This is a genomic window from Caldovatus sediminis, assembly GCF_014644455.1.
Taxonomy (GTDB): Bacteria; Pseudomonadota; Alphaproteobacteria; order Acetobacterales; family Acetobacteraceae; genus Caldovatus; species Caldovatus sediminis.
Genome location: NZ_BMKS01000010.1, coordinates 26,498 through 46,614, shown reverse-complemented (window position 1 = coordinate 46,614; position 20,117 = coordinate 26,498). Strand labels below are relative to the sequence as shown.

Here is a 20,117-nt window from a genome sequence, read left to right as displayed (position 1 = left end):
GGCGACCGGATTGGGCCGCCGCTGCCGGGCGGGCGCGGCGGGCTTCCGGCGGAGCCCCGCGTGCCGCGCGCGGCGGGGTCGCGTCCGATGGACTTGCGATTCACTCGCAATTTCGATAGAGAGTTGCGAACCATTCGCAACACGGGGGCCTCCATGCGACCCAGCCGACGTCGTCTGACCTTCCTCTCGGCATTCGGCGCCGCGGCGGCGCTCCTGCCGGCGGTCACGTGGGGCGGCGCCCAGCAGGGGAACGGCAGCGACGGCGGCGAGGTCGCCATCTACTCGGCCCGCCACTACGACACCGACCGCCAGCTCTATGACGCCTTCACCCGGGAAACCGGCATCCGCGTCCGGCTGATCGAGGGCAACGCCGATCAGCTCATCGCCCGCATCCAGTCGGAGGGCCGCAACAGCCCGGCCGACGTGCTGATCACCGTGGACGCGGCCCGCCTCGCCCGCGCCAAGGAGGCCGGCCTCACCGCCCCGCACGGCTCCGCCCTGATCGCGCAGCGCGTGCCGGCGGGGCTGCGCGACCCGGACGGGCACTGGTTCGCCGTCTCCCAGCGGGCCCGCGTGATCATGTACGACCGCGAGCGGGGCGCACCGGAAGGCCTGTCGCGCTACGAGGACCTCGCCGACCCGCGCTTCCGCGGGCAGGTCTGCGCCCGCTCCGGCAGCCATCCCTACAATGTCGGCCTCGTCGCCTCGGTGCTGGCGGCGAACGGGCCGGAGCGGACGGAGGAGTGGGTGCGCGGCCTCGTCGCCAACATGGCGCGCCCGCCTCAGGGCGGCGACCGCGACCAGTTCCGCGCCATCCCCGCGGGACAATGCCGCCTCGCCATCGCCAACACCTACTACCTCGGCCATTACGGCCGGTCGGAGAAGCCCGAGGACCAGGCGCTGTTCCGCCGCATCGGCGTGATCTTCCCCAACCAGGCGCCGGGCGACCGCGGGACGCACGTGAACATCTCCGGCGCCGCGCTGGTGCGCACCGCGCCGCACCGGGAGGCGGCGGTGCGCTTCCTCGAGTACCTCACCGACGCGAAGGCGCAGGAGCTGTTCGCGCTCGGCAACATGGAATACCCCGCGGTGGCAGACGCGCCGCTGCATCCGGCGCTGGCCGCGATGGGCGCCTTCCGCGCCGAGCCGATCGACACGACGGGCGGCGCAGCGCGCGCCGCGGAGGCGCTGCAGATCCTGCAGCGCGCGGGCTGGCGCTGAGGCGCCGAGGCAGGGGCAGGGGCGCCGCGCGGGATGTACATCTGCCTGTGCAACGGCCTGACGGACCGGCAGATCGCCGCGGCGATCGCGGCGGGCGCCGACCGGCCGAAGGCGGTCTATGCCGCCTGCGGCGGACGCGCCCAGTGCGGCGGCTGCACGCGGACCATCCTCGCCGCGATCCGCGCGGCGGCGGCACGGCGGCCGGGGCCGCTCGGCGGCGTCTGGTTCGCGAAAGCGTGTCCGGCCGTGGCCTGAGCGCCTGTGCGCGTGGCGCGCTGGAGTCGCGGCGCTGCGAAGGGAGATCGGCGCGGTGAAGGGCGACCCGAAGGTCATCGACCACCTCAACACCCAGCTCACCAACGAGCTGACGGCGATCAACCAGTACTTCCTGCACGCGCGCACGCTGCAGCACTGGGGCGTCACCCGGCTCGGCGCGTTCGAGTACGGGGAATCGCTCGGCGAGATGCGCCACGCCGACTGGCTGATCCAGCGCATCCTGTTCCTCGGCGGGCTGCCCAACGTGCAGCGGCTCAACAACATTGCGGTCGGGCAGACGGTGGAGGAGATCCTGCGCGCCGACCTCGCCCTCGAGCAGAAGGCCATGGCCGACCTGCGCGAGGGCATCGCGCATTGCGAAACGGTGCGCGACTACGTCTCGCGCGACCTGCTCCGCCGCATCCTGGAGAGCGAGGAGGAGCACGTGGACTTCCTCGACCGCCAGTTCGACCTGATCCGGCAGATCGGCATCGAGCGCTACATCCAGCTCAACGCCGCGCCGGCGCCCGAGCAGGAGCCGGGCAAGGGCTGACCCTCCGCCGGGCGGCGCCGCCTGCCCTGGCGCTTCGCGCCCGGCATGGCGGCGCGGCGGCGCGCGCGGTTCAGATCCGCCCGAGTACCGTGGCCGCGGCGAGGCCGAGGCCGGTCACGGCGAAGAACATCGAGAGCCCCGGCCAGGCCGGCCTCGGTCCGCGCTGGGCGATCAGCGCGTTGACCGCGAGCGACGCCAGCAGGGCAACGAGCGTCGGCAGGATTCCGAGATGCACGACCCCCCAGACCAGCATGCCGAGCCAGGCCAGGAACGCCGCCCTGCCCAGGAGCTTCCAGACCCTGTCCGCCGTCGCGTTCGCCGGCCGCATCTCCGGCACGGCCGAGCGCGTGTGGATGAAGGCGGCACCCGAAAGCAGCACCACCGAGAGGAGGAAGGGTTGCATGCCCGAAGGATAGTGCGGTTCGGGCCGCGATTCCATTCAACCGTTGACGGGGTTGCGGGGGGCCTCGGCAACCTCGGCGCAACCCGGCCCCCTGGACCGGACCCTGCCACCGAGGCTAACCACCGCGCCGGTGTCCCCCGATCGCGCGCCTGCCCCCGCCGTGCTGCAGGTTCTGCCTGCCCTGGTCTCCGGGGGGGTCGAGCGCGGCACGCTGGAGATCGCCGAGGCGCTGGTGGGCGCCGGGTTCCGCGCCCTTGTCGCCTCCGCCGGCGGGCCCATGGTCGAGGCGCTGGAGCGGCTGGGAGCCCGCCATGTCGCCCTCCCGCTCGACCGCCGCACCCCGGCCGCGCTCTGGCGCAACGCGGGCGCCCTCGCGGCGCTGGTGCGGCGGGAGGGGGTGGCGGTGATCCATGCCCGCTCGCGCGCACCCGCCTGGTCGGCGCTGCTCGCCGCGCGGCGGACGGGCGCGCGCTTCGTCACCACCTACCACGGCAGCTACAACGAGGGCGTCCCGGGCAAGCGCCTCTACAACTCGGTCATGGCGCGGGGCGAGCGGGTGATCGCGATCAGCCGCTTCATCGCCGGGCTGATCGCCGAGCGCCACCGCACCGACCCGGGCAGGGTGCGGCTGATCCCGCGCGGCGTGGACCTGCGGGTGTTCGATCCCTCGGCGGTGGCGCCGCGGCGCCTCGCCGCGCTGCGCGCCGCCTGGGGCCTGCCGGATCCGCGGCCGCCCGTGATCATGCTCCCCGGCCGGATCACCCGCTGGAAGGGCCAGGCGGTGCTGGTCGAGGCGATGGCGCGGCTGCGCGGCGAGGCCATCGCCCTGCTCGTCGGCGGGTCCGAGGGCCGGGCCGGCTTCCGGGCCGAGCTCGAGGCGCTGATCGCGGCGCGCGGCCTCGCCGGCCGCGTGCGGCTCGTCGGGCCGTGCGACGACATGGCGGCGGCGCTGCTCCTCTGCGACGTGGCGGTCAACGCCTCGACTGACCCCGAGGCCTTCGGCCGCACCGTGATCGAGGCCCAGGCCATGGGCCGGCCGGTGATCGCCGCCGACCATGGCGCGGCGCGCGAGACGGTGGCCGAGGGCGAGACGGGCTGGCGCGTCCCGCCCGGCGATGCGGCGGCGCTGGCCGCGGCGCTGGCCGGCGCTCTCGCCCTGCCGGCGGAGGCGCGCGCGGCGATGGGGGCGCGGGCGCGCCGGGCGGTGGTGGAGGGCGGCTACACCACCGAGGCGATGCAGCGCGCCACCCTCGCCGTCTACAGGGAACTGCTGTGAATCCGGCCGCGAGCCCGCCGCCGGCGCCGTCCGCCGAGGCTGGGCGGATCCTCGTCATCAAGCTCGCCGCGCTGGGCGATTTCGCCCTCGCCTTCGGTTCCTTCGCGGCGATCCGCGCCCGTCACCCGGCCGCGCGCATCACGCTGCTGACCACGCACCCCTACGCCGAGCTGGCGCGGCGCAGTCCCTGGTTCGACGAGGTCTGGAGCGACGGCCGCCCGGCCTGGACCGACCTCGCCGGCCTGTGGCGGCTGGCGCGGCGGCTGCGCGCGGCGCGGTTCGACTTCGTCTACGATCTCCAGACCTCGGGGCGCTCCTCGCGCTACCGCCGGTTCGTGGGGCGGGCGGCAGGCTGGTCCGGAATCGCGCGGGGCTGCTCGCATCCGCACGCCAACCCGCGGCGCGACGAGATGCACACGGTCGAGCGCCAGCGCGAGCAGCTCGAGATGGCCGGGATCACCGAGTTCCCCCCGCCCGACCTGTCCTGGCTGGACGGCGACCTCGCGCGGTTCGAGCTGCCCGCGCGCTTCGCGCTGCTGGTTCCCGGCGCGTCGCCGGGTCGCCCGGCCAAGCGCTGGCCGGCCGAGCGCTATGGCGAGCTCGCGGCGATGCTGGGGGACCTGCGTTGCGTCGTCGTCGGCGGGGCGGCCGAGGCGCCGCTCGCGGCGACGATCCTGGCGCGCGCGCCGGGAACGGTGGACCTGACCGGACGGACCGGCTTCGCCGATCTCGGCGCGTTGGCCCGGCGGGCGGCGCTGGCGGTGGGCAACGACACCGGGCCGATCCACCTGATCGCGACCTGCGGCTGCCCGACCCTGGCGCTGTTCGGCGAGGACAGCGATCCCGCGCTCTGCGCCCCGCGCGGCCCGGCGGTGGCGGTGCTGCGCCAAGCGCCGCTGGCGGCGCTGGAGCCCCGGCAGGTCGTGGCGGCGCTGGCGGGGTTGACCGCAGGCGCGCCGGGCGGGCGGGACCGCGGCGCCACGGCTGCGGCGCCTTGACCGCCGGGAGCGCGGTCCCCATGGTCCGGCCCCCCGCCCCGTTCTCTCCGCCCGGGGCGGAGTTCCCGCGCGCAGCAGCGAAGACAGGAAGGACATCCGGCCCCATGCCTGCGATCACCCTGCCCGACGGATCCGTGCGGCGCTTCGACGGGCCGGTCACGGGCACGGAGATCGCCGCCGCGATCGGGCCCGGCCTCGCCAGGGCGGCGCTCGCCATGAGCGTGGACGGCAAGGTCGTGGACCTCGCCACCAGGCTCGACCGGGACGCCAGCGTCCGCTTCATCACCCGCAAGGACCCCGAGGCGCTGGAGCTGATCCGCCACGACGCCGCCCATGTGCTGGCGGAGGCGGTGCAAGAGCTGTTCCCGGGCACGCAGGTGACGATCGGCCCGCCGATCGAGAACGGCTTCTACTACGACTTCGCCCGCAACCAGCCCTTCACCCCGGACGACTTCCCGGCGATCGAGGCGAAGATGCGCGAGATCGTCGCCCGCAACGCCCCCTTCGTGCGCGAGGAATGGCCGCGCGAGGAGGCGATCCGCTTCTTCGAGGCGAAGGGCGAGCGCTACAAGGCCGAGATCATCCGCGACCTGCCGCCGGACGAGGTGATCTCGATCTACCGCCAGGGCGAGTGGCTCGACCTCTGCCGCGGCCCGCACATGCGCACGACCGGCGATGTCGGCACCGCCTTCAAGCTGATGAAGGTGGCCGGCGCCTACTGGCGGGGCGACCATCGCAACCCGATGCTCCATCGCATCTACGGCACCGCCTGGCGCGACCAGAAGGAGCTGGAGGCCTATCTCCACCAGCTCGAGGAGGCGGAGCGGCGCGACCACCGCAGGATCGGCAAGGAGATGGAGCTGTTCCACCTCCAGGAGGAGGCGGTCGGCAGCGTCTTCTGGCACCCGAAGGGCTGGCGGCTCTACCGCACGGTGGAGGGCTACATGCGCCGGCGCCTCGAGGCCGCCGGCTACCAGGAGGTGCGCACGCCGCAGCTCCTCGACCGCCGGCTCTGGGAGGCCTCCGGCCACTGGGAGAAGTTCCGCGAGCACATGTTCATCGCCACCGTCGAGGACGAGGGCGAGAAGGACCGCGTGCTCGCGCTGAAGCCGATGAACTGCCCCTGCCACGTGCAGATCTTCAACCAGGGGGTCCGCTCCTACCGCGAACTGCCGCTGCGCATGGCGGAGTTCGGCTCCTGCCACCGCTACGAGCCCTCCGGCGCGCTGCACGGGATCATGCGCGTGCGCGCCTTCACCCAGGACGACGCGCACATCTTCTGCGAGGAGCACCAGATCGCGGAGGAGACGGCGCGGTTCGTGGACCTCCTCGCCTCGATCTACCGCGACCTCGGCTTCCCGGAGTTCACGGTGAAGTTCTCCGACCGCCCGCCGGTGCGGGCCGGCGACGACGCGACCTGGGACCGGGCGGAGGCGGCGCTGAAGGAGGCCTGCCGGATCGCCGGCGTCGCCTATGCGCTGAACCCCGGGGAGGGCGCCTTCTACGGGCCGAAGCTCGAATTCGTGCTGCGCGACGCGATCGGGCGGGAATGGCAGTGCGGCACGCTGCAGGTGGACTTCGTACTGCCCGAGCGGCTCGGGGCCGAGTACGTCGCCGAGGACGGCAGCCGCAGGCGTCCCGTCATGCTGCACCGGGCCATCCTCGGCAGCTTCGAGCGCTTCCTCGGCATCCTGATCGAGCAGCACGCCGGACGTTTCCCGCTCTGGCTCGCGCCGGTGCAGGCGGCCGTGGCGACCATCGTGGACGATGCCGCGTCCTTCGCGCGCGAGGCGGCGGAGGCGCTGCGCAAGGCCGGGCTGCGGGTGGAGCTCGATCTGCGCAACGAGAAGATCAACCGCAAGGTCGTGGACCACATCGACCGGCGGGTGCCGGTGCTGGCCATCGTCGGCCGGCGCGAGGCGGAGGAGCGCAGCCTGGTGCTGCGGCGCCTGCCCGGGCGGGAGCAGGAGACGCTCGGGCTGCAGGAGGCCGTTTCACGCCTTGCGGCGGAGGCCGCGCCGCCTGATCTCAAGGTTGCGACGGGCTGACGCGCCGTCCATATTATGCGTTATCGTTTCCACATCCGAAGGAGCTGAGCCATAGCCAGAGCACCGATGCCCGCCCAGATGCCGACCCGCGAGGGCCCGCGGGTCAACGAGGAGATCCGCGTCCCCCAGGTCCGCCTGATCGACCAGGACGGTCAGATGATCGGGGTGGTGAGCACCCGAGAGGCGCTGCAGCGCGCCTACGACGCCGGCCTCGACCTGCTCGAGATCAGCCCCAATGCCGTGCCGCCGGTGGCCAAGATCCTCGATTACGGGAAGTACAAGTACGAACAGCAGAAGAAGGCCAACGAGGCGCGCAAGAAGCAGAAGATCGTCGAGGTCAAGGAGATCAAGGTCCGCCCGAACATCGACGAGCACGACTACGGCGTGAAGATGCGGGCGATGCGGTCCTTCCTCGAGGAAGGCGACAAGGTCAAGGTCACCCTCCGCTTCCGCGGGCGCGAGATGGCGCACCAGGACCTGGGCGCCAAGGTGCTGGAGCGCATCCGCAACGACCTCGGCGACGCGATCAAGGTCGAGCAGTTCCCGCGGATGGAGAACCGCCAGATGATCATGGTGCTGGCGCCGAAGTAGCGTCGGCCAATGGGCGGCCCGGGACGCCGGTCCCATGGCGCCTGCGCCGCAGCGCCGGTGGCGGCCGGACGGCCGCCGCAGGCGCGGGCATCGGGAGCGGATCGCTTGACCGGGCGGCCTGCGGGGCGTAGCTACCCCCCCTTCTCGGGCCACCCCCGAACCCTCGGCCCCCGTGGGGGCTCCGCCGCTCCGCGAAGGCTCGCGCAGCGGCGCGTTCGGTTTTGGGGCGTCCGCAACGATACGGGAGCACACGGACCGCCGATGTTCGAGGCGCTGTCCAGCCGACTGACCGGGGTCTTCGACAAGCTGCGCCGCCGCGGCGCGCTCTCGGAGTCCGACGTCAACGACGCGCTGCGCGAGGTCCGCGTCGCGCTGCTCGAGGCCGACGTCGCCCTGCCCGTCGTCAAGGAGCTGATCGCCAGGGTGCGCGAGCGCGCGGTGGGGCAGGAGGTGATCCGCTCCGTCTCGCCCGCGCAGCAGGTGGTGAAGATCGTCCACGACGCGCTGGTCGAGGCGCTCGGCGGCGGCGCGGGCGACGACGGCAGGCGCGGCCTCGACCTCAACGCGCCGGCGCCGGTGCCGGTCCTGATGGTCGGCCTGCAGGGCTCGGGCAAGACCACCACCGCGGCGAAGATCGCGCTCCGGCTCCGGACGCGCGAGCGGAGGAAGGTGCTGCTCGCGAGCCTCGACGTGCAGCGCCCGGCGGCGCAGCTCCAGCTCGCCCAGCTCGCCGAGCGCGCGGGGGTGACGAGCCTGCCGATCGTGGCCGGGGAGGGACCGCTCGCGATCGCGGCGCGCGCGATGGACGTCGCGCGGCGCGAGCTCTACGACGTGGTGATCCTCGACACCGCCGGCCGCCTCGCCATTGACGAGGCGCTGATGGCCGAGGCCGCGGCGGTGAAGGCGGCGACGCGCCCGCACGAGACGCTGCTGGTCGTGGACGCCATGACCGGCCAGGACGCGGTCAACACCGCCAGGGCCTTCCAGGAGAAGGTCGGCGTCACCGGCATCGTGATGACGCGCGTGGACGGCGACGCGCGCGGCGGCGCCGCCCTCTCCATGCGCGCGGTCACCGGCGCGCCGATCAAGCTGCTCGGCGCCGGCGAGAAGCTCGACGCGCTCGAGGACTTCCACCCCGACCGCATCGCCTCGCGCATCCTCGGCATGGGCGACATCGTCTCGCTGGTCGAGAAGGCCGCCGAGACCATTGATCGCGAGCAGGCCGAGAAGCTCGCGGCCAGGATGCAGAAGGGGCAGTTCGACCTCGAGGACTACGCGGCGCAGCTCAAGCAGATCGGCAGGATGGGCTCGCTCTCCGGCATCCTCGGCATGCTCCCCGGCATCGGCAGGATGAAGGAGCAGATCGAGCAGGCGAACCTCGACCAGTCCGTCCTCAAGCGCCAGGCCGCGATCATCAGCTCGATGACGCCGCAGGAGCGGCGGCGGCCGGAGATCATCAAGGCGAGCCGCAAGCGGCGCATCGCCGCCGGCTCCGGCACCTCCGTCCAGGAGGTGAACCGTCTGCTCAAGCAGTTCGACGACATGTCCGCGATGATGAAGCGGATGAACAAGCTCGGCCAGAAGGGGCTGATGCGCGGCGGGCTCGCCGCGCTGCTCCCCGGCGGCGGCCGCCAGCGACCCTACTGACCACCACCGACAGGGACCAAGCAGGAGCACCGAAGGAACCGATGGGCCTCAAGATCCGCCTCGCCCGCGCCGGCGCGAAGAAGCGCCCCTACTACCACATCGTGGTGGCCGACAGCCGCTCGCCGCGCGACGGCCGCTTCGTCGAGAAGGTCGGCAGCTACAACCCGATGCTGCCCTCCGACCACCCGGACCGCGTGCGCCTGTTCGCCGAGCGCATCCAGCACTGGAAGGGCCAGGGCGCGCAGCCGACGGAGCGCGTCGCGAAGTTCCTCGGCAAGGCCGGCCTCGCGCCGATGCCGGAGATCCGCGAGCAGCCGAAGAGCGCCGCGCCGAAGAAGAAGGCGCAGGAGCGCGCGGCGGCGAAGGCGGCCGCGGCGGCCGGCTGAGGTCGGACGCGCGGCCGGCGGCGGGCGGACCACAGGCGATGGCGGGCGCCAAGCGCATCCTGGTGGGCGAGATCGGCCGGCCGCACGGCGTGCGCGGCCTGGTGCGGCTGCGCAGCTTCACCGCCGACCCGGCCGCCATCGCCGCCTATGGCCCGCTGACCGACGAGAGCGGGACGCGGCAGTTCCGGGTGACCCTGAAGGGCGACGGGCTGGCCGAGATCGAGGGCGTCAGCGACCGCGACGCCGCGGCGCGGCTGACCGGCACGAGGCTCTATGTCGAGCGCGACCGGCTGCCGCCGCCGGAGGAGCCGGAGGAGTTCTACTGCGCCGACCTGATCGGCCTCGTCGCCGAGACGGCCTCGGGGGAGAAGCTCGGCCGCGTGCGCGCGGTGGAGGATTACGGCGGCGGCCCCTTCCTGGTGCTCGACGGCGCGCCGGGCGGGGGCGAGCGGCTGGTGCCCTTCACCAGGGCGGCGGTGCCGGTGGTGGACCTCGCCGCCGGCCGGATCGTCGTGGAGCCGCCGGCCGAGATCGAGGTGCGGCCGGAGGACGCCGCGTGATGGCCTGGCACGCCTCCGTCCTCACCCTCTTCCCGGAGATGTTCCCCGGCCCGCTCGGCTTCTCCCTCGCCGGCAAGGCGCTGCGCGAGGGGCGCTGGCGGCTGGAGGCGACGGACATCCGGGCCTTCGCCACCGACCGCCACCGCAGCGTGGACGACGCGCCCTTCGGCGGCGGGGCGGGGATGGTGATGCGGCCCGACGTGGTGGACGCGGCGGTGGGCGCGGCGCTCGCCGGCGGCGACCCGGCCCGGCCGCTGATCTACCTGACGCCGCGCGGCGTGCTGCTCGACCAGGCGATGGTGCGCGATCTCGCCGCCGGGCCGGGCTGCATCCTGCTCTGCGGCCGCTACGAGGGCGTGGACCAGCGCGTGATCGAGGCGCGCGGCATGCGCGAGGTCTCGATCGGCGACTACGTGCTCTCCGGCGGGGAGCCGGCGGCACTGGTGCTGCTCGACGCCTGCGTCCGCCTGCTGCCGGGCGTGATGGGCCTGGCGGCGAGCGCCGAGGAGGAGAGCCACGCCGCGGGCCTCCTCGAATACCCCCACTACACCCGCCCGGCGGAGTGGCAGGGCCGACGCGTGCCGGAGGTGCTGCTCTCCGGCCACCACGCCGAGGTCGCGCGCTGGCGGCGGGCGGAGGCGGAGCGGATCACCCGCGAGCGCCGCCCCGACCTGTGGGCGCGATACGAGGCGGCGCGCCGGCAACGGCCGGACGCGTCGCCCGCCGACGCCGCCCGCGGCGGGCCGGGGGCGGGGATCACCCGATTGCCACGGGCGGCCGGAGCCGCCTAAACGAGACGCGAGGAAGGACCAGACCGATGAACCTGTTGCAGCAGTTCGAGGCGGAGCAGATGGCCCGCCTCGCCGCCTCCCGGCCGGTGCCCGAATTCGGCCCCGGCGACACCGTGCGCGTGATGGTGAAGGTGGTCGAGGGCGAGCGCATCCGCACCCAGGCCTACGAGGGCGTCGTCATCGCGCGCTCCAACCGCGGCCTGAACAGCAACTTCACCGTGCGCAAGATCAGCTACGGCGAGGGGGTGGAGCGCGTGTTCCCGCTCTACAGCCCGAACGTCACCGAGATCCAGGTGGTCCGCCGCGGCCGGGTGCGGCGCGCGAAGCTCTACTACCTGCGCGGCCGCACCGGGAAGTCGGCGCGCATCGCCGAGCGTCTGGGCGGCGCGGCGGCCGCCCGCGCCAAGGGCGGCGCCGCGGTGGTGGCCGAGGGCGCGGCGGCGGGCGAGCAGCCCGCCGAGCAGCCGCAGGGCTGAGCGGGCGGAGGAGAGGACGATGCCGGAGCGGAAGCCGCGCACGCTGTTCGACAAGATCTGGGACGCGCACGTCGTCGAGACGCTGCCGGACGGCACGGCGCTGCTCTACATCGACCTCCACCTCACCCACGAGGTGACGACGCCACAGGCCTTCGACGGCCTGCGCGCGGCGGGGCGCAGGGTGCGCCGCCCCGACGCGACGCTCGCGGTGGTGGACCACAACATCGCCACCGACGAATCGCGCCGCACCGGCATCACCGACCCCGAGAGCCGGCTGCAGGTCGAGACGCTGGAGAGGAACGTCAGGGAATTCGGCGTCCCCTACATCCCGCTGCTCGACGAGCGGCAGGGCATCGTGCACGTCATCGGCCCCGAACTCGGCCGCTCGCTGCCCGGGATGACGATCGTCTGCGGCGACAGCCACACCAGCACCCACGGCGCGATGGGCGCGCTCGCCTTCGGCATCGGCACGTCGGAGGTGGAGCACGTGCTGGCGACGCAGACGCTGCTGCAGAAGCCGGCGAGGAACATGCGCGTGCTGGTCGAGGGCAACCTCGCCTTCGGCTGCACGGCGAAGGACATCATCCTCGCCATCATCGGCCGCATCGGCACGGCGGGCGGCACCGGGCACGTGATCGAGTACGCGGGCGATGCCATCCGCGCCCTCGACATGGCCGGGCGCATGACGGTGTGCAACATGTCCATCGAGGCCGGCGCGCGCGCCGGCATGATCGCGCCGGACGAGACCACCTTCGAATACATCCGGCGCACCCCCCTCGGCCCGAAGGGCGAGGCGTTCGAGCGCGCCCTCGCCTGGTGGCGCACCCTGCCCTCCGACCCCGGCGCGCGCTTCGACAGGGAGGTGCGGCTCGCGGCGCACGAGATCGCCCCGCAGGTGACCTGGGGCACCAATCCGGAGGCGGTGCTGCCCATCACCGGCACGGTGCCGGACCCGGAGGAGGAGCCGGACGAGGCGAAGCGCGCGCAGATGCGCCGCATGCTGGAGTACATGGGCCTGACGCCGGGGCAGCGGCTCACCGACCTCAAGGTGGACGTCGTCTTCATCGGCTCCTGCACCAACAGCCGCATCGAGGACATCCGCGCCGCCGCCGCCATCGTGAAGGGCCGCAAGGTCGCCGAGGGGGTGCGGGCGATGGTCGTGCCCGGCTCGGGCCTGGTGAAGAAGCAGGCGGAGGCGGAGGGGCTCGACCGCATCCTCCGGGAGGCCGGGTTCGAGTGGCGCGAGGCCGGCTGCTCCATGTGCCTCGGCATGAACCCGGACAAGCTCCGGCCCGGGCAGCGCAGCGCCAGCACCTCGAACCGCAATTTCGAGGGCCGGCAGGGACCCGGCGGGCGGACCCACCTGGTCTCGCCGGCGATGGCGGCGGCCGCGGCGATCGCCGGGCACTTCGTGGACGTGCGCGACTACCAGCCGAGGGAGGCGCTGGCGTGAAGCCCTTCACCACCCTGACGGGGATCGCCGCGCCCCTGCCGCGGGCGAACGTGGACACCGACCAGATCATACCGGCGCGGTTCCTCAAGGCCATCACGCGCGCGGGCTTCGGCAGGCACCTCTTCGCCAATTTCCGCTACCGCGAGGACGGGTCGGAGAACCCCGACTTCGTCCTCAACCAGGAGCCCTACCGCAGGGCGGAGATCCTGATCGCCTTCGAGAATTTCGGCTGCGGCTCCTCCCGCGAGCACGCGCCCTGGGCGCTGCTCGACTTCGGCATCCGCTGCGTCATCGCGCCCTCCTTCGCGGACATCTTCCACAACAACTGCTTCAAGAACGGCATCCTGCCGGTGAAGCTGCCGCGCGAGGTCTGCGAGAGGCTGATGGAGGACGCGCGGATGGGCGGCAACGCCCGCCTCACCGTGGACCTCGAGCGCCAGGTGGTGGTGCGGCCGAACGGCGAGGAGATCCCCTTCGAGGTGGACCCGCTGCGCCGCCATCTGCTGCTCAACGGCCTCGACGACATCGGCCAGACGCTGCAGCACGCGGCGGCGATCGACGCCTTCGAGGCGAAGCAGCGCGCCGCCCAGCCCTGGCTCTACGCCTGACCCGACCAGCCCGAGGGGGACCCGTCCGCGATGCCCGCCAACAAGAAGCTCCTGGTCCTCCCCGGCGACGGCATCGGGCCCGAGGTGATGCGCGAGGTGCTGCGCGTCATCGACTGGCTCGACCGCCGCCGCAAGGTCACCTTCGACCTGGAGGAGGGCCTCGTCGGCGGCGCCGCCATAGACGCCGAGGGCGCGCCGATCTCCGACGCCACGCTCGCCAAGGCGAGGGCGGCGGACGCGGTGCTGTTCGGCAGCGTCGGCGGGCCGAAGTGGGACGGGCTGCCCTTCGAGAAGCGCCCCGAGCTCGGCATCCTGCGGCTGCGCAAGGAGCTCGGCCTGTTCGCCAACCTGCGCCCGGCGATCGTGCTCGACGCCCTGGCCGACGCCTCCTCGCTCAAGAAGGAGCTGGTCCGGGGCCTCGACATCATGATCGTCCGCGAGAGCACGGGCGGCATCTATTTCGGCGAGCCGCGCGGCATCGAGACCATGCCCGACGGCAGGCGGCGCGGCGTGGACACCGAGGTCTACACCGAGGACGAGATCGCCCGCGTCGCCCGGATCGCCTTCGAGCTGGCGCGCAAGCGGGGCAACAAGCTCTGCTCGGTGGACAAGGCGAACGTGATGCAGTCGGGCCGCCTCTGGCGCGCCGTGGTCGGCGAGATCGGCCGGAGCGAGTTCCCCGAGGTCGAGCTGACCCACATGTACGCCGACAACTGCGCCATGCAGCTCGCCTCGCGCCCGAAGCAGTTCGACGTGATCGTGGCCTCCAACCTGTTCGGCGACCTGCTCTCGGACCTTGCCGCGGCGCTGACCGGATCGCTCGGCATGCTGCCCTCGGCGACCCTCGGCGCCCCGGATTCCGCCGGCCGGCGCCATGCGCTGTACGAGCCGGTGCACGGCTCCGCCCCCGACATCGCCGGCAAGGGCATCGCCAACCCCTGCGCGCAGATCCTCTCCTTCGCGATGCTGCTGCGCTGGTCCTTCGGCCTGGAGGAGGAGGCCCGGCTGGTCGAGCGCGCGGTGGAGCGCGTGCTCGCGGGGGGCCTGCGCACCGCCGACATCATGCAGCCGGGAATGGCGCGCGTCGGCACCACGGTGATGGGCGAGGCGGTGGTGCGGGAGCTGGAGAAGCTCGCCGCCTGAGGCGACGGCGGGGGTTGCGGAGCGCGGCCGGCTCCGCTATCTCCCCGGCCTCCCGACCGGCGGCGGCAGCCGACGCCTTGGGCGCCCGTAGCTCAATTGGATAGAGCATCAGACTACGGATCTGAGGGTTAGGGGTTCGAATCCTCTCGGGCGCGCCACTCCCGTCCCGCAAGCCGTTGGCTTTCCCGCGAGTGCTCAGGGTTGGAAACCGCCGGCCCGATGCGGGCGAGTCCGGCCCGATCAGCCGAGCACGTGTACACCTCCGCCAGCGCCGTGCAGCCCGCCTCCGCCAGGCGGCGCCCGCACGCCTTGCTCCGCCCGTGCGGCGAGCGGTGGCGCGGCATGCCGGCGGCAGCGCACCATCCCCGGGACGCGTGTAGGATCCGGCCACGCTGAACGGCACGCCGTAATCCGTCGGCAGGAAGGTCATCCGCTCGGCGCACCCGCCTCGCCCTGGCGGCAGGGCCCGGCCGCGCCTGGCAACGCCGGGCCGCAGGGAACCGGGCGGGTGGCAGCGCCCCGCCCCGGTCCGGTCGCAACGAGCGCCGACGCCGGCCGATACAGGGCACGGACGGTGGCCGAGGTCCTGTGGCCGACGCCGTCCTGCTGCCACGCCCTGGCCCGACCACCGCATCCTCGCGCCGGGGTCCGGCGACCAGGCAGCGACGGCTCACGCTGCCGCGCGAACGGACCACAACAGCGCGATGCGCCTCGGCCGTGGCGCGACCGTGCGGATCCGGGGCGATGCGCCCGATGCTCTGCGACGGTTTCTCCGGCGCCCGCCCCGGCCGACGCGTCAGGCGCCGAGCAGCGCCCTCAGCTTCCGCACCGCGCTCTCCGGCGTCGTCAGCACCGGCCTGCCGGTCGCCGCCGCGACCAGCGGCGCCGCGCGCGCCAGGCTGAACTGGCCGAGCGCGATCGCGTCGCAATCGGCCAGCGCCTTCGAGGCCTCCGCCGCCAGGCGGTCGTGCTCCGCCGCATCGCCGCGGTCGAGCGCCGCCAGCGCCCCCTCGGCGAGCCTCGGCACCACCGTCACGCCGGGCGGGAATTCCGGCGGCATGGAGTCGAGCGTGGCGGGGAAGGTCGCGAGCAGGCCGATGCGCGTGCCGAGTTTCGCCGCCTCCTCGATCATCGCCTCGTTCGGCTTGAGCACGGGCAGCGGCGCGAGGTCGCGCGCGCAGGCCTCGATGCAGGGGCCGAAGGCGGAGCAGGTGAACAGGATGCCCTGCGCCCCCGTGCCCGCCGCGTAGCGCGCAAGCGTCAGGAACCGCCGCGTCATCTCCTCGGTCAGCCGCCCGTCGCGCGCGAGGTCGGCCGAGAGGCTGTCGTCGAGCAGGTTCATCAGCCGCGCCTCAGGCCAGAGCCTGGCGAAGGCGGCCTCGATCGGCGGCGGCGAGTGGCGGAGGGCGTGGATCAGGGCGATGCGCATGGCGGTGGCGGGCCTCAGGGCTCGGTGGTGCAGCGGCGCAGCGGCGAGGGGAACTCGGCGCAGTCGGTGAAGGCGATCTCGTCCGGCCCGCGGCGCTCCACGCGCAGCAGGTTCGGGTTGCCGGAGCAGCCGAAGCCGAGGTCGGGCGGCGTCCGCCCGCCGAAGCCGCTCACCCCCGGCAGCGGCACGAGGCGGATCTCGAGCGAGCCGTCCGCACGCCCCGCCACGGTCTCGATCAGCCGCTGGCGGTAGGCGATGTCGAGCAGGGAGACGCGGAAGACCACGTCGCGCGTGAAGATGACCGTCGGCTGCTCGAAGCAGCCCGGCCCGCGCGTCGCGATCGGCGGGAAGAGGCCGCCGGTCCAGGCGCCGAACAGCCAGGCATGCGGCATCGGGCCACGGCCGCCCGCCGGTTGCGCCGCCGCCTGCCGGCCGACGCCGAGCGCCGCCGCGCCCAGCAGAAGCCCGCGTCGCCCGAGCCCGTAGGGCACCATCATTCCCCTCCCCTCCCTCCGTCCGCCGGCGAGTCCGTGCCGGTGCGGAGGTGTAGCGCGGATGCGCGCCGAACCCTAGGCCGTCGCCGGGGCCGGCGCCGCGACGCGCGGCCCGTCGCGCACCGGCAGGTGCACCAGCGCGGCGAAGGCGGCGGCGAGGATGCCGATGATCCACATCAGGTCGTAGCTGCCGGTGCGGTCGAAGACCACGCCGCCGAGGAAGGCACCGCTGAAGCCGCCGATCTGGTGGCCGAGGAACACCAGGCCGAAGATCGTCGCCAGCCAGCGCGTGCCGAAGTTCCGCGCGCAGAGCGCCACGGTCGGCGGCACGGTGGACAGCCACAGCACGCCCATCAGGGCGGAGAAGACCAGCACCGTCTCGGTGGTCTTCGGCGCGAAGAAGAACGCGGTCATCAGCACGCCGCGGCAGGCGTAGATGCCGACCAGCAGCTCGCGCCGCTTCCAGCGCCCCGCGAGCTCGCCCGAGACCAGCGAGCCCGCGACGTTGAACAGCCCGATCAGGCTGATCGCTGCCGCGCCGACGGTGATCGGCAGGTGGCAGGCGGCGATGAAGCCGGGCAGGTGCACCGTGAGGAAGCTCACATGCAGGCCGCAGACGAAGAAGCCGAAGAACAGGAACCAGAAGCTGCGATCGCCCACGGCCTTGCCCAGCGCCGCGCGCGCCGTCTCGTCCGGCGCGGCGGGGGCGGCAGCGCCGGCGGCGGGGGCGGCCTGCGCGGCGCCGGTCCCCGGCCGGTCGTTGATCGGCAGGGCGAGCGGGATCATCAGCAGCGACGCCGCCGCCATGGCGAACAGCGCGCCCTGCCAGCCCCAGAGCGCGATCGCCGCGCCGGAAAGCGGCACCACCAGGAACTGCCCGAAGGAGGACCCGGCCGTCCCCGCGCCGACCGCGCGGCTGCGGAGCGTCTCCGGCAACTGCCGCGTGAGCGAGGCGATGATCACCGGCATCCCCGCCGCCGAGACCGCCACTCCCATCACCAGCCCGGCGAAGAAGGTGAAGAGCGGCAGCCCGTCCGACAGCGCCATGCCGAGAATGCCGACCAGGTAGAGCAGCGCCCCGCCGACGATCACGGGCCGCCCGCCGATGCGGTCGGCGATCTGGCCGCAGATCGGCTGGAACACACCGTTGAGCAGCACCTGGAGGGCGATGGCGAAGGCGAAGCCGGAGGCGGACCAGGCATGGGCCGCGGTCATCGGCGCGAGGAACAGGCCGAAGCTCTGGCGCAGCCCCATCGCGAGCGCGGCGCAGACGACGGCGGCGGCGATCAGCACGCCCGCGCTCACGCGCAGGGCGCGGCCGCCCGGGGTGGTCTCGGCCATGGGCTGGGAACTCCCGACGGAGATGCTCAGAAAAAGATCCCACCCGGGACGGCGTCGCAGCAAGATCCGCGCCGGTCCGGGATGGCGCGTCGGGCCATGCGCCAGACGCGGGGCAGGCGCATGGCCCGACGCGCCCGCCGGCGCAGGATGCCGCCGATCCGCACGCGGACCGCCGGCGCCCCGTCGCCGAGCGGGCGGAGCCCGCCGGGGGTCGTCGCGATGCGGCGCGCGCTATCCGCCCCGCCGCCGCGCCGCCTTCGCCTCCCGCCGGCGCGCCGTCAGGACGAACTCCGTGTAGCCGTTCGGCTGCGCGCGCCCCTCGAACACCAGGTCGCAGGCCGCCCGGAAGGCCGGCCCGTGGAAGCGCGGCGCCATCGGCGTGTAGGCCGGATCGCCCGCGTTCTGCCGGTCCACCACCGCCGCCATGCGCCTCAGCGTCTCCTCCACCTGCGCGCGCGTGGTCACGCCGTGGCGCAGCCAGTTGGCGATGTGCTGGGAGGAGATGCGGAGCGTGGCGCGGTCCTCCATCAGCGCCACGTCGTTGATGTCGGGCACCTTGGAGCAGCCGATGCCCTGGTCCACCCAGCGCACCACGTAGCCGAGGATGCCCTGCGCGTTGTTGTCGAGCTCCGCCTGCACCTCCTCGGGCGCCCAGTTGGTGTTCCCGGCGAGCGGGATCGTCAGCAGGTCGTCGAGATTCGCCCGCCGCCCGCCGCGCGCGATCTCCTCCTGCCGCGCGGCGACGTCCACCTGGTGGTAGTGCAGCGCGTGCAGCGTCGCGGCGGTCGGCGAGGGCACCCAGGCGGTGTTCGCCCCCGCCTTCGGATGGGCGATCTTCTGCTCGAGCATCGCCGCCATGGCGTCGGGCGCGGCCCACATGCCCTTGCCGATCTGCGCCCGCCCGCGCAGGCCGCAGGCGAGGCCGACATCCACGTTCCAGTCCTCGTAGGCCCTGATCCAGGGCGTGTTGCGCATGTCGTTCTTGCGCACCATCGCCCCGGCCTCCATCGAGGTGTGGATCTCGTCGCCGGTGCGGTCGAGGAAGCCGGTGTTGATGAACACCACCCGGTCCTTCGCCGCGCGGATGCACTCCTTGAGGTTGACCGTGGTGCGGCGCTCCTCGTCCATGATGCCCATCTTGAGCGTCTCGCGCGGCAGGCCGAAGGCGTCCTCGACGCGCGCGAACAGCTCGTTGGCCCAGGCCACCTCCTCCGGCCCGTGCATCTTCGGCTTGACGATGTAGATGCTGCCGGTGCGGGAGTTCATCCGCCGGCCGCGGATGTCGTGCAGGGCGATGGCGACGGTGCACATCGCATCCAGGATCGTCTCCGGCGTCTCCCGCCCGTCGAGGAGCACGACGTCGGTCATCATGTGGTGGCCGACGTTGCGCACCAGCATCAGGCTGCGCCCGCGCAGCGTGATGCCGCCGCCGGCCGGGCGCTGGAACACCCGGTCCGGGTTAAGGCGGCGCGTCATCGTCCGCCCGCCCTTCTCGAACGTCGCCTCGAGGTCGCCCTTCATCAGGCCGAGCCAGTTGCGATAGACGGCGACCTTGTCCTCGGCGTCCACCGCGGCGACCGAGTCCTCGCAGTCCATGATCGTGGTGACGGCGGACTCGATCACCACGTCGGCGATGCCGGCCGGATCGTCCCTGCCGACCGGATGGTTCCGGTCGATCCGCACCTCGATGTGCAGGCCGTGGTTGACGAAGACGAGCGAGGCTGGCGCATGCGGATCGCCGAGGTAGCCGACGCACTGGCCCGGGCGCGCGAGACCGGTCTCGGCGCCGTCGCGCAGCGCCACGACCAGCGCCCCCTGCTCGAAGCGGTAGCCCGTCGCGTCGCGGTGGCTGCCGCGGGCGAGCGGCACCGCCTGGTCGAGGATGCCGCGCGCGCGCTCGATCACCTTGCGCCCGCGCTCGGGGTCGTAGCCGGGCCTGGGCGGCCCCTCCTGCGGGATCGCGTCGGTCCCGTAGAGCGCGTCGTAGAGGCTGCCCCAGCGCGCGTTCGCCGCGTTCAGCGCGTAGCGCGCGTTGGAGACGGGGACGACGAGCTGCGGCCCGGCGATCTCGGCGATCTCAGGGTCCACGCCGGTGGTGCCGATGTGGAAGTCGGGACCCTCGGGGACCAGGTAGCCGATCTCCTCGAGGAAGGCACGGTAGGCGGCGAGATCGATCGGCCGGCCGGGATGGTCGTGGTGCCAGGCGTCAATGCGCGCCTGCAGCTCGTCGCGCTTGCGGAGCAGCGCCGCGTTGCGCGGGCCGAGGTCGCGCAGGATCGCCTCGTAGGCGCCCCAGAACCGGGCGGGCTCGACCCCGGTGCCGGGCAGGGCCTCCCGCTCCAGGAACTCGCGCAGGATGCGTGCGACCGCGAGGCCGCTGCCGATCGGGTCCATGCCTGAGCCTGCCACTGTGTCCTCCGGCGCCTTCCCTGCTGTGCCGGGCG

At 73.4% G+C, this 20,117-nt stretch carries 20 protein-coding genes and 1 tRNA gene; 16 read left to right on the top strand and 5 right to left on the bottom strand.

All coding sequences use genetic code 11. The annotated features are described in order from the left end of the window. Positions 1-153 precede the first annotated feature (153 nt). From IEX99_RS15415 to bfr, 3 genes are read left to right on the top strand one after another with little or no spacing between them, the layout of a single operon-like run. A complete protein-coding gene (locus tag IEX99_RS15415; protein ID WP_188901867.1) occupies positions 154-1,221 on the top strand; it encodes a Fe(3+) ABC transporter substrate-binding protein in 1,068 nt (355 codons plus the stop codon). A gap of 33 nt (positions 1,222-1,254) precedes the next feature. Beyond that, positions 1,255-1,476, top strand: coding sequence for a (2Fe-2S)-binding protein (locus IEX99_RS15410; RefSeq protein WP_188901865.1), 222 nt, complete (start codon positions 1,255-1,257; stop codon positions 1,474-1,476). 55 nt (positions 1,477-1,531) lie between these two features. Then, positions 1,532-2,029 (top strand): bacterioferritin, encoded by a 498-nt coding sequence (bfr, locus tag IEX99_RS15405; protein WP_188901863.1) that lies wholly within the window; start codon positions 1,532-1,534, stop codon positions 2,027-2,029. 70 nt (positions 2,030-2,099) lie between these two features. Here bfr and IEX99_RS15400 read toward each other — a convergent pair whose 3' ends face one another. Continuing rightward, positions 2,100-2,432, bottom strand: a complete 333-nt coding sequence (locus IEX99_RS15400) for a multidrug DMT transporter permease (protein WP_188901861.1) — start codon at positions 2,430-2,432, stop codon at positions 2,100-2,102. Positions 2,433-2,562: 130 nt separating this feature from the next. Here IEX99_RS15400 and IEX99_RS15395 point away from each other — a divergent pair, with 130 nt between their 5' ends. From IEX99_RS15395 to IEX99_RS15335, 13 genes are all read left to right on the top strand, one after another. Beyond that, positions 2,563-3,708, top strand: coding sequence for a glycosyltransferase family 4 protein (locus IEX99_RS15395; protein WP_188901858.1), 1,146 nt, complete (start codon positions 2,563-2,565; stop codon positions 3,706-3,708). Further along, the gene (locus IEX99_RS15390) at positions 3,705-4,706 is read left to right on the top strand and encodes a glycosyltransferase family 9 protein (RefSeq protein ID WP_188901856.1); all 1,002 of its coding nucleotides are present in this window, start codon (positions 3,705-3,707) and stop codon (positions 4,704-4,706) included. Before IEX99_RS15395 ends, IEX99_RS15390 begins: the two co-directional genes overlap by 4 nt. A 104-nt stretch (positions 4,707-4,810) precedes the next feature. Further along, positions 4,811-6,754, top strand: a complete 1,944-nt coding sequence (gene thrS / locus IEX99_RS15385; protein ID WP_188901854.1) for a threonine--tRNA ligase — start codon at positions 4,811-4,813, stop codon at positions 6,752-6,754. Positions 6,755-6,832: 78 nt separating this feature from the next. Continuing rightward, complete coding sequence (gene infC / locus IEX99_RS15380) at positions 6,833-7,345, top strand: translation initiation factor IF-3 (protein WP_229678065.1); 513 nt, start codon at positions 6,833-6,835, stop codon at positions 7,343-7,345. A gap of 261 nt (positions 7,346-7,606) precedes the next feature. Further along, positions 7,607-8,992 carry a signal recognition particle protein gene (ffh, locus tag IEX99_RS15375; protein WP_188901850.1) on the top strand — a complete coding sequence of 462 codons (1,386 nt, stop codon included), beginning with the start codon at positions 7,607-7,609 and terminating at the stop codon, positions 8,990-8,992. Positions 8,993-9,033: 41 nt separating this feature from the next. Beyond that, positions 9,034-9,378: a 30S ribosomal protein S16 gene (gene rpsP, locus IEX99_RS15370; protein WP_188901848.1), complete on the top strand. Its 345-nt coding sequence runs from the start codon at positions 9,034-9,036 to the stop codon at positions 9,376-9,378. Between the two features lie 38 nt (positions 9,379-9,416). Continuing rightward, positions 9,417-9,938: a ribosome maturation factor RimM gene (gene rimM, locus IEX99_RS15365; protein WP_188901846.1), complete on the top strand. Its 522-nt coding sequence runs from the start codon at positions 9,417-9,419 to the stop codon at positions 9,936-9,938. After that, the gene (gene trmD / locus IEX99_RS15360; RefSeq protein ID WP_188901844.1) at positions 9,938-10,729 is read left to right on the top strand and encodes a tRNA (guanosine(37)-N1)-methyltransferase TrmD; all 792 of its coding nucleotides are present in this window, start codon (positions 9,938-9,940) and stop codon (positions 10,727-10,729) included. Before rimM ends, trmD begins: the two co-directional genes overlap by 1 nt. A 26-nt stretch (positions 10,730-10,755) precedes the next feature. Then, a complete protein-coding gene (gene rplS, locus IEX99_RS15355) occupies positions 10,756-11,205 on the top strand; it encodes a 50S ribosomal protein L19 (protein WP_188901842.1) in 450 nt (149 codons plus the stop codon). A 19-nt stretch (positions 11,206-11,224) separates the two neighbouring features. Then, complete coding sequence (gene leuC / locus IEX99_RS15350) at positions 11,225-12,658, top strand: 3-isopropylmalate dehydratase large subunit (RefSeq protein ID WP_188901840.1); 1,434 nt, start codon at positions 11,225-11,227, stop codon at positions 12,656-12,658. Next, on the top strand, positions 12,655-13,266 hold the full coding sequence (leuD, locus tag IEX99_RS15345; protein WP_188901837.1) for a 3-isopropylmalate dehydratase small subunit: 612 nt from the start codon (positions 12,655-12,657) through the stop codon (positions 13,264-13,266). The genes leuC and leuD overlap by 4 nt, the downstream gene beginning before the upstream one ends. 30 nt (positions 13,267-13,296) lie before the next feature. Next, the gene (gene leuB / locus IEX99_RS15340; protein ID WP_188901835.1) at positions 13,297-14,409 is read left to right on the top strand and encodes a 3-isopropylmalate dehydrogenase; all 1,113 of its coding nucleotides are present in this window, start codon (positions 13,297-13,299) and stop codon (positions 14,407-14,409) included. Positions 14,410-14,490: 81 nt separating this feature from the next. Then, positions 14,491-14,567 (top strand) — tRNA-Arg (locus tag IEX99_RS15335). Between the two features lie 638 nt (positions 14,568-15,205). On the opposite strand, the gene IEX99_RS15330 is transcribed toward IEX99_RS15335, so the two are convergent. From IEX99_RS15330 to IEX99_RS15315, 4 genes are all read right to left on the bottom strand, one after another. Further along, positions 15,206-15,838 (bottom strand): aspartate/glutamate racemase family protein, encoded by a 633-nt coding sequence (locus IEX99_RS15330; RefSeq protein WP_188901833.1) that lies wholly within the window; start codon positions 15,836-15,838, stop codon positions 15,206-15,208. A 14-nt stretch (positions 15,839-15,852) separates the two neighbouring features. Continuing rightward, positions 15,853-16,335, bottom strand: coding sequence for a hypothetical protein (locus tag IEX99_RS15325; protein ID WP_188901831.1), 483 nt, complete (start codon positions 16,333-16,335; stop codon positions 15,853-15,855). A gap of 72 nt (positions 16,336-16,407) precedes the next feature. Then, a complete protein-coding gene (locus tag IEX99_RS15320) occupies positions 16,408-17,673 on the bottom strand; it encodes an MFS transporter (RefSeq protein ID WP_188901829.1) in 1,266 nt (421 codons plus the stop codon). A 231-nt stretch (positions 17,674-17,904) separates the two neighbouring features. Beyond that, positions 17,905-20,067 (bottom strand): malate synthase G, encoded by a 2,163-nt coding sequence (locus IEX99_RS15315; RefSeq protein WP_188901827.1) that lies wholly within the window; start codon positions 20,065-20,067, stop codon positions 17,905-17,907. Positions 20,068-20,117 lie beyond the last annotated feature (50 nt).

What these genes read in the sequence shown, in the direction of transcription:
- IEX99_RS15415 (WP_188901867.1), top strand. Translation starts at nt 154, where the DNA reads ATGCGACCCAGCCGACGTCGTCTGACCTTCCTCTCGGCATTCGGCGCC.
- IEX99_RS15410 (WP_188901865.1), top strand. Translation starts at nt 1,255, where the DNA reads ATGTACATCTGCCTGTGCAACGGCCTGACGGACCGGCAGATCGCCGCG.
- IEX99_RS15400 (WP_188901861.1), bottom strand. Translation starts at nt 2,432, where the DNA reads ATGCAACCCTTCCTCCTCTCGGTGGTGCTGCTTTCGGGTGCCGCCTTC.
- thrS (WP_188901854.1), top strand. Translation starts at nt 4,811, where the DNA reads ATGCCTGCGATCACCCTGCCCGACGGATCCGTGCGGCGCTTCGACGGG.
- infC (WP_229678065.1), top strand. Translation starts at nt 6,833, where the DNA reads ATGCCGACCCGCGAGGGCCCGCGGGTCAACGAGGAGATCCGCGTCCCC.
- ffh (WP_188901850.1), top strand. Translation starts at nt 7,607, where the DNA reads ATGTTCGAGGCGCTGTCCAGCCGACTGACCGGGGTCTTCGACAAGCTG.
- rpsP (WP_188901848.1), top strand. Translation starts at nt 9,034, where the DNA reads ATGGGCCTCAAGATCCGCCTCGCCCGCGCCGGCGCGAAGAAGCGCCCC.
- rimM (WP_188901846.1), top strand. Translation starts at nt 9,417, where the DNA reads ATGGCGGGCGCCAAGCGCATCCTGGTGGGCGAGATCGGCCGGCCGCAC.
- trmD (WP_188901844.1), top strand. Translation starts at nt 9,938, where the DNA reads ATGGCCTGGCACGCCTCCGTCCTCACCCTCTTCCCGGAGATGTTCCCC.
- rplS (WP_188901842.1), top strand. Translation starts at nt 10,756, where the DNA reads ATGAACCTGTTGCAGCAGTTCGAGGCGGAGCAGATGGCCCGCCTCGCC.
- leuC (WP_188901840.1), top strand. Translation starts at nt 11,225, where the DNA reads ATGCCGGAGCGGAAGCCGCGCACGCTGTTCGACAAGATCTGGGACGCG.
- leuB (WP_188901835.1), top strand. Translation starts at nt 13,297, where the DNA reads ATGCCCGCCAACAAGAAGCTCCTGGTCCTCCCCGGCGACGGCATCGGG.
- IEX99_RS15330 (WP_188901833.1), bottom strand. Translation starts at nt 15,838, where the DNA reads ATGCGCATCGCCCTGATCCACGCCCTCCGCCACTCGCCGCCGCCGATC.
- IEX99_RS15325 (WP_188901831.1), bottom strand. Translation starts at nt 16,335, where the DNA reads ATGATGGTGCCCTACGGGCTCGGGCGACGCGGGCTTCTGCTGGGCGCG.
- IEX99_RS15320 (WP_188901829.1), bottom strand. Translation starts at nt 17,673, where the DNA reads ATGGCCGAGACCACCCCGGGCGGCCGCGCCCTGCGCGTGAGCGCGGGC.
- IEX99_RS15315 (WP_188901827.1), bottom strand. Translation starts at nt 20,067, where the DNA reads ATGGACCCGATCGGCAGCGGCCTCGCGGTCGCACGCATCCTGCGCGAG.